This window comes from Pseudoalteromonas umbrosa, assembly GCF_030125375.1.
GTDB lineage: Bacteria > Pseudomonadota > Gammaproteobacteria > Enterobacterales > Alteromonadaceae > Pseudoalteromonas > Pseudoalteromonas umbrosa.
Genome location: NZ_JASJUU010000001.1, coordinates 1,289,994 through 1,303,750 on the forward strand (window position 1 = coordinate 1,289,994; position 13,757 = coordinate 1,303,750).

A 13,757-nucleotide genomic window follows, 5' to 3' on the forward strand; every position below is an offset into this window, starting at 1 on the left:
AAGCAGGTGGTTAAAAGGAAACCACCTGACCTTTCGCAGTCCGCTTAACGTGACTTAAGCGGCTTTCTAACTCGGCAAATATGTTTCCAAATTCACCTTCATCTGAGCATATTAGTGCACCAGAAACAATCAAAGGCATTGCACTGCTTTGTGCTTTAAATACATTTTGAAGCGTCGATAATCGCTTTTGTAAAACGGGCTTTTTCATACCTAAACACAAAATTACAAACTCACTTTCGCTCACCCTACACACTAAATCTCCGTCATCTCGAAATTGTTGTAATAGCTGATTAGCAGTGAACTTCAAGCTATTTTCTTCAAAACTGTCATTACTATATCGGTCGCTCAAATCAAAATTTATTTCAATTAGAGCCATCGCATAATCTAGGTGACTACTTGTAATTTCATCAAATTTCTCTATAAAGTACCTTCTATTATATAAACCAGTAGTAAGATCTTTATAATTCAAAGCTTGAGTCAATCTACTTTTTGATTGTCTATGATGAATGGTCAGACCAACCAAGCAAACAATTAAAAAGGCAATTAAAGTATATGCCTTTTTTAGTATCGCACCTTCCTGAGCAGAACGGCTTTGAATGTCACCTTGACGAGTTATTTCTTTACCATTAGGCTCTAATATCATTAAACTTTGATTATCTTTTTGAAGCTTATTTTGCGCCTTTATCTCGGTGTCCTCAAGTAAACGAATATAGGTACGTAGTGTTGATATTGTCTGAGGATAGTCATGCTTTGCTTGATGCACGTCTGCTTCGATTTTAAGTGTTTGTCTCATATACCTATTGTTTAATGGGCTATGATATGTACTCAAGACTTGTTTTGAGAAATCAATTTGTTCTAATGCTTTATCAAACACCTTCGTCTGAGCATAGGCATATGCTAGATTATTATGTAACACAATAATATGCGCAGGATTAATAATGGCACTCTTTTGTGTATATTGAGCTGATTTTAAATACTCAATAGCAACCTCAAACGTTTTTTCTGATAATGCAATTTTACCAATTCCTGATAAGGCCCAAAATTCATATCTGGGTAAATCATGCGTTTGAGCGGCCTCAAGCATTTTTTGATAACAAGCTTGTGCTTTTTCAAGAAGCTGTGCGCGTAATAAAGTCAAGCACAAATTGTATTTTACAGGTAAGCCATCCAATACATTATTTTGTCGTTGTGCGAGCTCTTGTGCCTGATGTGCATATCCGAGTGCTTTAACATAGAACTTTAACGTAGAGTAATAAGCAGTTAGGGCATCGTAAACCAATAATTGAGTGACATCATCCAGTAGCAGATTAGACTGTGACATAAGCCCTTGCGCTGTCTGAAGGCGCTTTAACGCCATACTATACTCTTCTCGCCACACGGAGATAATCGCCTCCATCGCATATGTACGTATCAAAAAGTCACTTTCTTTATTCTGTGTAAAACAGAGACTAGCTTGCTTTATGTATTGCTTTGCTTTATCCAAATCACCTTGCTCTACAGAAAAAAAAGCTCTATACAAAAACCAATAACCGGAAGTAAGCTTTAAAGGTGAGGATTGTGCCGCTGGCTTTCCCAAATTGAACAGTGCAGCCGCTGTGTCGATATCCCCTCTAAAAAATGCAGAACGAGCTTTAAGCGTAAGCCATAAAAGCTCATCAACGCCAGAAGGAGGCATTTCCATTTGTAATAAATGAGAAGGAGAAGAAACGACCGATGCTTCGAACTCCAGTAACTGTTTCTTAGAAAATGCTGATGCAGACAATGAGTAAAACAAAGTTACTACTATCAAGAATATGATTTGCAAATAGGCTGCCCGTAAAAGTTATCACGCTATAAATGTAATCCTTTATTACGAAATATACAATAAATTACAGGCGTTTTATGATGTTTACTCAAACATTACTCAGACAAAGCAGGCTGAGTTTTATCTTGTGATACCTTGTTGATATTAGACTCTGATTGCCCAGCTGAAGAGCGTATTATGTCTTGTGAAGAAGCTTCAAATTTAGTTTTGTTAAATACCGGAGACTTAAATTCTTCAGAAAGTGCACCGAGAAGCTGTTGGTTTAATTTCTGACTTTGTAAAATAGAGTCTTTAAAATCTTTGTTTTGTAATTGTAATTGCTCAGCTAAGTCAGCCCTAGTAAGTGCTATTTTGGCCTTGTCCTTAGTCTTTTGATCAGTACTGCCCATTAACTGATTAACCACTTCAACTAACCTGCTTAAAACACCATAAATGACATCAGCAGAAAAGCCTCCTAGTAGTGCAGCCAAAGGTTTATGGAAATCGCCAATAGATGAAGTAGCGTTTTGGGTTATATCTTGTGTAGGGATCAACTCTGCAATCATCAAACCGGCCATAAACCCCATAATAACCATTGACCAGTAAGTAGAGTCAAATTTAGGGTCATAATTACACAATCGAATAAAATTACGTGATTTATGTAAGCACGCAAATGTTGCGCCTAGGCCCGCACAACAAAGTAAAAATAATTGGTTGAGTAATAGAACCCTTCCCTCTGAATTGAACAATCCTTCATTAATAGTTTTCTGGTTCACTTCCGGTGAGATTGACAATGTGATTATTGAGATTAAGAAGAAAAGGGCTAACAAGGACATATGGCGGACAAGTTTAACAGGTCCAAGAAATCTCAACCAGCTGACAGAAGTGGACTCTTTGTCCATAATAGCCAAAGTCAGTGGCTTGGCTGGGTACACAAGTATAGAAAGCTCTTTATGGCACTGAGTTAACGCCGTTACTTCATGTTCTAACAGTAAATCAAACCCATCAATATCGTCAATTTCATGCCTATTTTGCAACTGATAAATAGTATTGGGGATATGACTAGGCACAGTCTTTCCTTCGCCAGATGCATATCGGATCATGACATCACACTCTGTTAATAAATGACCTACAAAGTCCTTTTTGGACATAGCATTACCTATTTTTTATGTCTAAAAGTTATTTATATCAGTTATTTAGGTAACACATCAAGCGCAATTGATTACAGTGATAACGAAAGGGTAAATAAGGCGTTATTTTAAAAGAAAAACTAATAATAAGGGCTGAAATATATTCTTCCGATAGCATTGCTACAACATGCTTATAACCTCCTATATGAAAAACCTTTTTACTGAGATACCTTTATGTCTGTACAGGATCCATTAAAACACCACTGCAAACTGGCACTATGATGTGTTTCTCTGAATTTATTGCCAACGTCAAACTTCACAGCATGTTCAAGGATATCTACTGACATCATAGCTCTGAACATTATGAATTCAGAAAAGTAATCAACTTAAATTTATCTCTTTGGGTAAGATGATTAAATTACCCAGTTTATGTTAGGACAGACCAAGATAAAGGATAGTCATGATTAGATAAAATTAAGTATGATTAGATTATACTCGTCAAAATAAGTTTGAAAGCAACATCACTGGCAACGCGTCACTAAAAATAAAAAAGGCTCCCGAAGGAGCCTTTTCTTAGCTAAATGGTAAGTGATTACCAGCCAGCTTTTTCTTTAAGTGCAGAACCGATCTCAGCTAGAGAGCGAACAGTCTTAACGCCTGCTTCTTCTAGAGCTGCGAACTTCTCATCAGCAGTACCTTTACCGCCAGAGATGATTGCACCAGCGTGACCCATACGCTTGCCCGGAGGAGCAGTAACACCAGCGATGTAAGAAACAACTGGCTTAGTCACGTTGTGTTTGATGTACTCTGCAGCTTCTTCTTCTGCTGTACCACCGATCTCACCAATCATTACGATTGCTTCTGTCTTAGGATCGTTCTGGAACATTTCTAGTACGTCGATGAAGTTAGTACCTGGGATTGGGTCACCACCGATACCAACACAAGTTGATTGACCGAAGCCAGCGTCAGTAGTTTGCTTAACTGCTTCGTAAGTTAGAGTACCTGAACGAGATACGATACCTACTTTACCAGGTAAGTGGATGTGACCAGGCATGATACCAATCTTACACTCACCCGGAGTGATAACACCTGGACAGTTAGGACCGATCATACGAACGCCAGTTTCTTCTAGCTTCACTTTAACATCAACCATATCTAGTGTAGGGATGCCTTCAGTGATACAAACGATTAGCTCGATGCCACCGTCGATAGCTTCTAAGATAGCGTCTTTACAGAATGCAGCTGGTACGTAGATTACTGTCGCAGTTGCGCCAGTTGCTTCTACAGCTTCACGTACAGTGTTGAATACTGGAAGACCAAGGTGAGTTTGACCACCTTTACCAGGTGAAACACCACCAACCATTTGCGTACCGTACTGGATAGCTTGCTCTGAGTGGAAAGTACCCTGACCACCAGTGAAACCCTGACAGATTACTTTAGTATCTTTATTAATTAGTACAGACATTATTTGCCCTCCGCAGCAGCAACTACTTTCTCTGCAGCATCAGTTAGTGATTCAGCAGCGATGATGTCAAGACCAGAGTTAGCTAGTACTTCACGGCCAGCTTCAGCGTTAGTACCTTCAAGACGTACGACTACAGGTACGCTTACACCAACTTCTTTAACTGCACCAATGATACCTTCAGCGATCATGTCACAACGAACGATACCACCGAAGATGTTAACTAGTACTGCTTTCACGTTGTCATCTGAAAGGATGATCTTGAATGCTTCAGATACACGCTCTTTAGTCGCGCCGCCACCAACGTCTAGGAAGTTAGCTGGCTTACCGCCGTGTAGGTTTACGATGTCCATTGTACCCATCGCTAGGCCTGCACCGTTAACCATACAACCAACGTTACCGTCTAGAGCAACGTAGTTTAACTCGAAGCTTGCAGCGTGAGCTTCACGCGCATCTTCTTGTGAAGGATCGTGGAATTCACGGATCTTAGGCTGACGGAATAGCGCGTTGCCATCAACACCAATCTTGCCGTCTAGGCAATGTAGGTTGTTTTCGTCAGTGATTACCAGAGGGTTGATCTCTAGAAGTGCGAAATCGTGATCGATGAACATGTTCGCAAGACCTAGGAAGATCTTAGTGAACTGTTTGATCTGTGCTGGGTTAAGACCAAGCTTGAAGCCTAGCTCACGACCTTGGTATGCCTGAGGGCCTACTAGTGGATCGATTTCAGCTTTGTGAATTAGTTCTGGAGTTTCTTCAGCAACTTGCTCAATTTCAACACCACCTTCAGTTGAAGCCATGAACACGATTTTACGTGAAGCACGGTCAACAACAGCACCAAGGTATAGCTCATTTGCAATATCAGTGCAGCTTTCAACTAGGATCTTAGCAACAGGCTGACCTTTTTCGTCAGTCTGGTAAGTTACTAGGTTTTTACCTAACCAGTTTTCAGCAAATGCGCGGATCTCGTCTTTGCTATCAGCTAGCTTAACACCGCCAGCTTTACCACGGCCACCCGCGTGTACTTGACATTTAACGACCCACTTGTCGCCACCAATTTTACCAGCAGCTTCAACTGCTTCCTGAGGAGTGTCACAAGCGTAACCCTCAGACACAGGTAAACCATATTCGGCAAAAAGTTGTTTTGCCTGATACTCATGCAAATTCATGATGCTTTATCCAATTTTTTATACTAAAAATGCTGAATATTTATGCAAATAATCAGCTATCCCAAATTGCGCACATAGTATAGATCCCACGGCGTTTTAATAAAACCCCAGTTAGACCAAAGGCGCAAAAAAAAAGCTGTATGTCGCTTAATTGCACACATACAGCTTAAGATTTAATCTTTTGCTTAAACGTCTAGTAGTAGACGTGTTGGATCTTCTAGTAATTCTTTGATTGTTACTAGGAAACCAACAGACTCTTTACCATCAATTTGACGGTGGTCATAAGAAAGCGCTAGGTACATCATAGGTAGAATTTCTACCTTGCCGTTTACAGCCATTGGACGTTCTTGGATTTTGTGCATACCAAGAATTGAAGACTGAGGTAGGTTGATGATAGGCGTAGAAAGTAGTGAACCGAATACACCACCGTTTGTGATTGTGAAGTTACCACCAGTCATATCGTCAACTGTTAGTTTACCATCACGACCTTTAAGCGCTAGCTCACGGATACCTTTTTCAATTTCAGCAACAGATAGCTTGTCACAGTCACGAAGTACTGGTGTTACTAGACCACGAGGTGTAGAAACAGCGATGCTGATATCGAAGTAGTTGTGATAAACGATGTCATCACCGTCGATTGATGCATTTACTTCAGGGAAACGCTTAAGCGCTTCTGTTACCGCTTTCACGTAGAAAGACATGAAACCTAGACGAATACCGTGACGCTCTTCAAATACATCTTTGTACTGCTTACGAAGGTCCATGATTGGCTTCATGTTTACTTCGTTGAATGTAGTTAACATTGCCGTTGAATTCTTAGCTTCAAGAAGACGGTTAGCAATTGTTTTACGAAGACGTGTCATTGGAACACGCTTCTGAGTACGGTCACCTACTGGTGCTGCTGGTGCAGCTGCTGCCGCTTTTGCCGGTGCTGCAGCTGGCTTAGCCGCAGGTGCTTTCAAGAATGCGTCAACATCTTCTTTTGTGATGCGACCGCCTTTACCAGAACCTTTGATCTGTGAAGCATCTAGGCCTTTTTCTGCAATTAAACGACGAACTGAAGGCGTAAGCACATCAGCGTTTTCATCAGAAGATGCAGCATCTGCTTGTGCTGGCGCTGCAGCAGCTGGTGCACCACCTGCAGAAAGCTTACCAATAACCTGCTCGCCAAGTACTGTATCGCCTTCTGCGTGCAAGTGCTCACCCATTACACCGTCTTCAGGTGCAACAACTTCTAAAACAACTTTATCTGTTTCGATGTCAACTAGGTTTTGGTCACGGCTTACAGCCTCACCTGGTTGAACGTGCCAAGTTGCGATTGTAGCGTCTGCTACTGATTCTGGAAGTACTGGTACTTTAATGTCCACTTCTTTACCTTCTGCTGCTGGCGCCGCTGCCGCTGGCGCTGCTGGTTGTTCATTTGATTGAGCTGGTGCCGCACCTGCAGCACCGATTTGTGCAATAACTTGCTCACCTAATACTGTCGCGCCTTCTTCTTCAGAAATAGCAACAATTACACCATCTTCAGGTGCTACAACTTCTAAAACGACTTTATCCGTTTCGATGTCAACTAGGTTTTGGTCACGGCTTACCGTATCACCAACGTTTACATGCCATGTCGCAACGGTCGCGTCTGCAACTGACTCAGGAAGAACAGGCACCTTAATTTCGGTTGTCATCTCTTATTCCTTATTTTTTAATTGTTAATGCGTCAGCAATCAACGCGTTTTGTTCTTTAGTGTGGGTAGACATATATCCACATGCCGGTGCAGCTGATGCCTTACGGCCAGCATATGTTAGGTTTGCACCTGCAGGGATTGCTTCCCAGAAATGGTGTTGAGAACAGTACCAAGCACCTTGGTTCTGTGGCTCTTCCTGACACCATACGAAATCTTTTACATGCTGATAACGAGCCATGATCTCATCCATCTCTTTGTGAGGGAATGGATATAACTGTTCAACACGTACAATAGCAACATTGTTTAGTTCAAGCTTACGACGCTCTTGAAGTAGTTCGTAGTAAACCTTACCACTACAGAATACAACGCGCTCTACGTTTTCCGGCTTAATCTCATCGATTTCATCGATCATATTATGGAAAACACCATCAGATAGTTCTTCAAGGCTAGAAACTGCTAATGGATGACGAAGCAATGATTTTGGTGTCATTACAATCAATGGACGACGTAAAGGACGCACTGATTGACGACGTAACATTGCATAAACTTGCGCTGGTGTAGTTGGTACACAAACTTGCATGTTGTGGTCAGCACAAAGCTGAAGGTAACGCTCCATACGTGCAGAACTGTGCTCTGGACCTTGACCCTCGTAACCGTGCGGAAGCAATAGAGTCAAGCCACACAAACGGCCCCACTTTTGCTCACCCGAACTTAAGAATTGGTCAAATACAACCTGTGCACCATTCGCGAAGTCACCAAACTGTGCTTCCCAAAGAACCAGTGAAGTAGGCTCAGCAGTCGCGTAACCGTATTCAAATGCTAAAACAGCTTCTTCAGAAAGTACTGAGTCATAAACCTCAAAAGTACCCTGCTCTGGGCTGATGTTTTGCAATGGTAAATAAGTAGACGCATCGTTTTGGTTATGAACAACAGCGTGGCGGTGGAAGAAAGTACCACGGCCAGAGTCCTGACCAGTTAAACGAATGTCAGTGCCTTGGTCAACCATAGTCGCATATGCAAGTGTCTCAGCCATACCCCAATCGAGCGGCTTGTCACCTTTTGCCATTGCTTTACGGTCGTCGTATATTTTCTTAACACGAGACTGTGCTTTGTGATCTTCTGGGTAACTAGCAACCTTTTCGCCAAGCTCTTTAAGCTTCTCAACAGAAACTTCTGTCTCGTAAGGTGTATCCCAGTCATGACCAACATACTTAGACCACTCAGATGAATGCTTCGTTTCTGGCTGAATTTCAGAAACAACACATACACCGTTGTCTAAGCCATTTCGGTAGTCATCAGCAAGCTGTTTTGCTTCTTGTGCTGACAATACACCTTCAGCCACAAGCTTGTCAGAGTATAGCTGACGCGGTACTGGATGCTTTTTGATCTTTTGATACATTAGAGGCTGAGTTGCATTTGGCTCATCAGCTTCGTTGTGACCGTGGCGACGGTAACACACTAAATCAATAACAACATCACGCTTAAACTTGTTACGGAAATCAAGTGCAACCTGCGTTACAAATGCTACCGCTTCCGGATCGTCAGAATTAACGTGGAAGATTGGTGCCTGAACCATCTTAGCGATATCAGTACAGTATTCTGTAGAACGCGTATCTTCTGGTTTAGATGTGGTGAAACCAACTTGGTTGTTTACAACGATACGAACAGTACCGCCAACACCGTATGCACGTGTCTTTGATAAGTTAAATGTCTCTTGTACAACACCTTGGCCTGCAATTGCCGAGTCACCATGGATAGTGATTGGTAGTGCTTTAGAGCCACTTGCGCAATCTAAACGGTCAAGACGAGCCCTTACTGAGCCCATAACCACTGGGTTAACGATTTCTAAGTGAGACGGGTTAAACGCCAATGCCATGTGAACATCACCGCCCTGCGTCGCGAAATCAGAAGAGAAACCCATGTGATACTTAACATCACCAGAACCTGCAGACTCGCCATATTTACCAGCGAATTCATCGAATAATTCTTGAGGGTTCTTACCAAGGACGTTAACTAATACGTTAAGACGACCACGGTGAGCCATACCGATAACAACTTCTTCTTGGCCACTTTCACCAGCTCTGTGTACCAGCTCTTTAAGCATTGGTACAAGTGCATCGCCACCTTCTAGAGAGAAACGTTTTGCACCAGGGAACTTAGCACCAAGGTATTTTTCAAGACCATCTGCAGCGATTAAGCCTTGCAATAAACGTAGTTTGTTTTCTTTGCTAAATTGAGGCTTGGAGAAACCGGCTTCTAAGCGTTGTTGTAACCAGCGCTTTTCTTCGGTTGATGTGATGTGCATGTACTCTGCACCAACTGAACCACAGTAGGTAGACTTTAACGCAGCGTACAAGTCTTTTAATTTCATTGTCTCTTTGCCACAGGCGAAAGAGCCAACGTTGAATTCTTTATCGTGATCCACATCATCTAAATCGTGGTAAGCCAACTCGAGTTCTCGAACTCGGTCACGTTGCCATAAACCCAACGGGTCTAAATTGGCATTTTGGTGGCCCCTAAATCTAAATGCATTAATAAGCTGCAACACACGCACTTGTTTTGCATCTGCCGCACCTTCTGCAGAAACTACTACTTCTCTGTGTTTGTTCTTAGCAAGCTCAGCAAATTGTGTTCTTACATCGGAATGTTTAATATCAACATCAACACCTTCTACTTTAGGCAGTTGATCAAACACTTCTCGCCATTCTTCTGGCACTGAAGCCGCATCGTCAAGATACGCCTCATATAGATCTTCTACATATGCAACGTTGCCGCCGTATAAGTGAGAAGATTCCAGCCATGCTTTCATCACACCTTCGTGCATTTATTAGCCCTTTTCTCTAGCGCAGAAACTTAAACTTAAACGAAAACAAGATGGCATGCTCAGCATGCCATCTTAAGATAATAATATGCTTTAAACCGAACGGTTTAATAGCATAGATTTAATATGTCCAATCGCTTTGGTTGGATTCAAACCTTTTGGACAAACGCTAACACAGTTCATGATACTGTGACAACGGAATACGCTGAACGCGTCATCAAGTCCAGCTAAACGCTCTTCAGTTGCTGTATCTCGGCTATCAGCCAAGAAACGATACGCATGAAGAAGACCAGCAGGACCGATAAATTTATCTGGGTTCCACCAGAATGATGGACATGAAGTTGAACAACATGCACATAAAATACACTCGTAAAGACCATCTAGCTTTTCACGATCTTCAACAGATTGAAGACGCTCTTCACCGCCAGTTGGCTTATCATTGATCAAGTAAGGTTTTACTTTCTCGTATTGAGTGTAGAACTGACTCATGTCAATTACCAAGTCACGAATCACTGGCAAGCCAGGAAGTGGACGCACGATAATTTTACCTTTGCCATTCTTTTGTAGAGCAGACAATGGAGTAATACATGCAAGGCCATTTTTACCATTCATGTTTAGACCATCAGAACCACAAACACCTTCACGACATGAACGACGGAAAGAAAGTGTCGAGTCCTGCTCTTTCAACATAAGTAGTGCATCAAGCACCATCATGTCACGACCTTCTTCAACCTCAAGTTTGTATTCCTGCATACGAGGTGCAGTATCAACATCTGGGTTGTAACGATAAACAGATAATTCTAAAGTTGCTGTTGCCATCGTCTAACTCCTAGTACGTACGAGCTTTTGGTGGGAATGCTTCACGCGTTGTCGGCGCAAAGTTAACATCACGCTTTGTCATTGACTCACTTTGAGGGTGATACATTGAGTGGCATAACCAGTTCTCATCATCACGCTCAGGGAAGTCAAATCTTGAGTGCGCACCACGGCTTTCCGTACGGAAGTTAGCAGCAACTGCTGTTGAGTATGCTGTTTCCATCAAGTTATCTAGTTCAAGACACTCAATACGTTGCGTGTTGAATTCAGTTGACTTGTCATCAAGACGCGCATACTGAAGACGCTCACGAATTTCTTTAAGCTGCTTAAGGCCATCAGCCATTGCATCACCTTCACGGAATACCGAGAAGTTAAGCTGCATACACTCTTGTAGGTCTTTCTTGATTTGAACCGGATCTTCACCCTTGCCAACTTCAGACGTTTCCCAACGATTGTAACGAGCAAATGCTGCATCAACATCGTCTTTAGACGCTTCGCCAGTTGACTCAAAGTCTTTAAGGTAAGAGCCTAGGAAGTTACCAGCCGCACGACCGAATACAACTAAGTCTAGTAATGAGTTTCCGCCTAGACGGTTTGCACCGTGTACAGATACACATGCAATCTCACCTACAGCGAATAGACCTTCAACGATACGTTCGTTACCATTACTATCTACGTCTAGTACTTGACCGTTAACGTTTGTAGGCACACCACCCATCATGTAGTGACATGTAGGAATTACTGGAATTGGCTCTTCAGCAGGGTCAACGTGAGCAAATGTTTTAGATAAATCACAAACACCTGGTAGACGGAGGTTAAGCATTTCTTCACCTAAGTGGTCAAGTTTCAGCTTAATGTGAATACCCCAAGGACCTTCACAACCACGGCCTTCACGGATCTCTGTCATCATTGCACGCGCAACAACGTCACGACCTGCAAGGTCTTTCGCGTTAGGCGCATAACGTTCCATGAAACGTTCGCCGTCTTTATTAAGAAGATAACCACCTTCACCACGACAACCTTCAGTTACTAGTGTACCAGCACCTGCGATACCTGTCGGGTGGAACTGCCACATCTCCATGTCTTGCATACCAATGCCAGCGCGTACTGCCATACCAACACCATCACCAGTATTGATGTGTGCATTCGTTGTTGATGCATAGATACGACCTGCACCACCAGTTGCAAGTACTACCGCTTTAGACTTAAAGTAAACAACTTCACCAGTCTCAATTTCAATTGCAGTAACACCAACCACGTCGCCTTTATCATTTTTAACTAAGTCAAGCGCATACCACTCAGAGAAAACGTTTGTTTTGTTTTTAACGTTTTGTTGGTATAGACAATGAAGAAGTGCGTGACCAGTACGGTCTGCAGCTGCTGCCGTACGCGCAGCCTGCTCACCACCAAAGTGCTTAGACTGACCACCAAAAGGACGCTGATAAACACGGCCATTTTCGAAACGAGAAAATGGTAGACCCATGTTTTCTAGTTCAGTGATCGCTTCTGGACCCGTTTTAGTCATATATTCGATAGCGTCTTGGTCACCGATATAATCAGAACCTTTAACGGTATCGTACATGTGCCATTCCCAGTTATCTTCATGAGAGTTGCCAAGTGCTACCGTAATACCACCTTGCGCAGATACTGTGTGAGAACGAGTTGGGAATACTTTAGAGATAAGAGCACATGTCTTGCCTGACTCAGAAATAGCAAGTGCAGCACGCATACCCGCACCGCCGGCTCCGACAACTACAGCATCAAATTCACGGACATTATATTTCACTTAAACACCCCACAGAACAAACAAACCAACAGCAACATACGCAAGTGCCATTAGATTTAATACAAAGCCTAAAACTGAACGCATTGTTGAACACTTGACGTAGTCAGTAAGAACTTGCCAAAGGCCAATACGAGTATGAACCATTATACAAACAAGTGTAATAATAGTTGCAGCTTTCATTGCTAAGTTATCAAATAACCCAGACCATGCTTCATACGTTAATTCAGGAGTTAACGCTAAGTAGCCCACGATAAATACAGCGTAAGCTGCAATAATTAATGCTGTTGCGCGAAGTGATACATAATCTTGTACACCATCACGTTTCAGAGTTGCTTGATTTAAGACCATATCCACACTCCACCAAGAATCGCAACGATTACCCAAATGGCGATTGCAATTTTAGCACTTGCATTGCCCGACTCTAACTCTTCCCAGTGGCCCATGTCTTGAATCATGTGACGGATGCCGCCAATGATATGGTAAGACAATACAGCCAAGGTGCCCCACGCAATGAATTTTGCTACAAAGCCAGTCATAAGCTCTTTAACAAATTCAAATCCTTCAGGAGAAGAGAGAGATTCAGACCACGCCCAAATGACAAATGTCAGCGCGAAGAACAACGCGACACCAGTGACACGATGTAAGATCGACGCCTTTGCCGTTGCTGGCATAGATATAGTCGTAAGATCTAGATTTACAGGTCTTTGCTTTTTCACAGTTACTTGCCCATCTTTGCTCGATAAGAGCTTCATCTACTTGTTTTTATCAACCCACTTGCACGACATGCACAAATGGCACACTCTAGATAAACCTGTTTAAACACTTAAAAGATCACTTGCCTGTAAAACTTCGATGTAAAAATAGGTTTACCCACAGACGACACGGTATAAAACCGTTGACAGTATATAAGGCTGTGCGTGTTTTTACAATTCTTGTTTAGTTTCGTACGCTTGCGAATTAGCCAATGGTATAATATTTAATCTGACCAGAATACTTATTATACATTTTTGCATAATTCTTAGAAAAATTGACTTTTCACCCCATTTATAAGTTACAATGATCTGAATTTGCTTAACATTAGTATCACAACATAACAATCAGAATGTTGTTA

General features: G+C 42.2%; 10 protein-coding genes. All 10 read right to left on the minus strand.

Annotation, left to right across the window (positions count from 1 at the left end; translation table 11 throughout):
- Positions 1-10 precede the first annotated feature (10 nt).
- Entirely contained in the window at positions 11-1,774 is a 1,764-nt protein-coding gene (locus tag QNM16_RS05540; protein ID WP_284019562.1) for a diguanylate cyclase domain-containing protein, read from the minus strand.
- 125 nt (positions 1,775-1,899) lie between these two features.
- Positions 1,900-2,934, minus strand: a complete 1,035-nt coding sequence (locus tag QNM16_RS05545; protein ID WP_284019563.1) for a hypothetical protein — start codon at positions 2,932-2,934, stop codon at positions 1,900-1,902.
- A 571-nt stretch (positions 2,935-3,505) separates the two neighbouring features.
- Entirely contained in the window at positions 3,506-4,378 is an 873-nt protein-coding gene (gene sucD, locus QNM16_RS05550) for a succinate--CoA ligase subunit alpha (RefSeq protein ID WP_284019564.1), read from the minus strand.
- Entirely contained in the window at positions 4,378-5,544 is a 1,167-nt protein-coding gene (sucC, locus tag QNM16_RS05555; RefSeq protein WP_023399327.1) for an ADP-forming succinate--CoA ligase subunit beta, read from the minus strand. The genes sucD and sucC overlap by 1 nt, the downstream gene beginning before the upstream one ends.
- A 185-nt stretch (positions 5,545-5,729) precedes the next feature.
- Positions 5,730-7,223 (minus strand): 2-oxoglutarate dehydrogenase complex dihydrolipoyllysine-residue succinyltransferase, encoded by a 1,494-nt coding sequence (gene odhB, locus QNM16_RS05560; RefSeq protein ID WP_284019565.1) that lies wholly within the window; start codon positions 7,221-7,223, stop codon positions 5,730-5,732.
- A gap of 10 nt (positions 7,224-7,233) precedes the next feature.
- Positions 7,234-10,047 carry a 2-oxoglutarate dehydrogenase E1 component gene (gene sucA / locus QNM16_RS05565; protein WP_284019566.1) on the minus strand — a complete coding sequence of 938 codons (2,814 nt, stop codon included), beginning with the start codon at positions 10,045-10,047 and terminating at the stop codon, positions 7,234-7,236.
- A gap of 90 nt (positions 10,048-10,137) precedes the next feature.
- Positions 10,138-10,863: a succinate dehydrogenase iron-sulfur subunit gene (locus QNM16_RS05570; protein ID WP_039609797.1), complete on the minus strand. Its 726-nt coding sequence runs from the start codon at positions 10,861-10,863 to the stop codon at positions 10,138-10,140.
- Between the two features lie 10 nt (positions 10,864-10,873).
- Positions 10,874-12,646 (minus strand): succinate dehydrogenase flavoprotein subunit, encoded by a 1,773-nt coding sequence (gene sdhA / locus QNM16_RS05575; protein ID WP_284019567.1) that lies wholly within the window; start codon positions 12,644-12,646, stop codon positions 10,874-10,876.
- Positions 12,647-12,994, minus strand: a complete 348-nt coding sequence (sdhD, locus tag QNM16_RS05580; RefSeq protein ID WP_063363994.1) for a succinate dehydrogenase, hydrophobic membrane anchor protein — start codon at positions 12,992-12,994, stop codon at positions 12,647-12,649.
- Positions 12,985-13,362, minus strand: a complete 378-nt coding sequence (gene sdhC / locus QNM16_RS05585) for a succinate dehydrogenase, cytochrome b556 subunit (protein WP_145925080.1) — start codon at positions 13,360-13,362, stop codon at positions 12,985-12,987. Before sdhC ends, sdhD begins: the two co-directional genes overlap by 10 nt.
- Between the last annotated feature and the right edge of the window lie 395 nt (positions 13,363-13,757).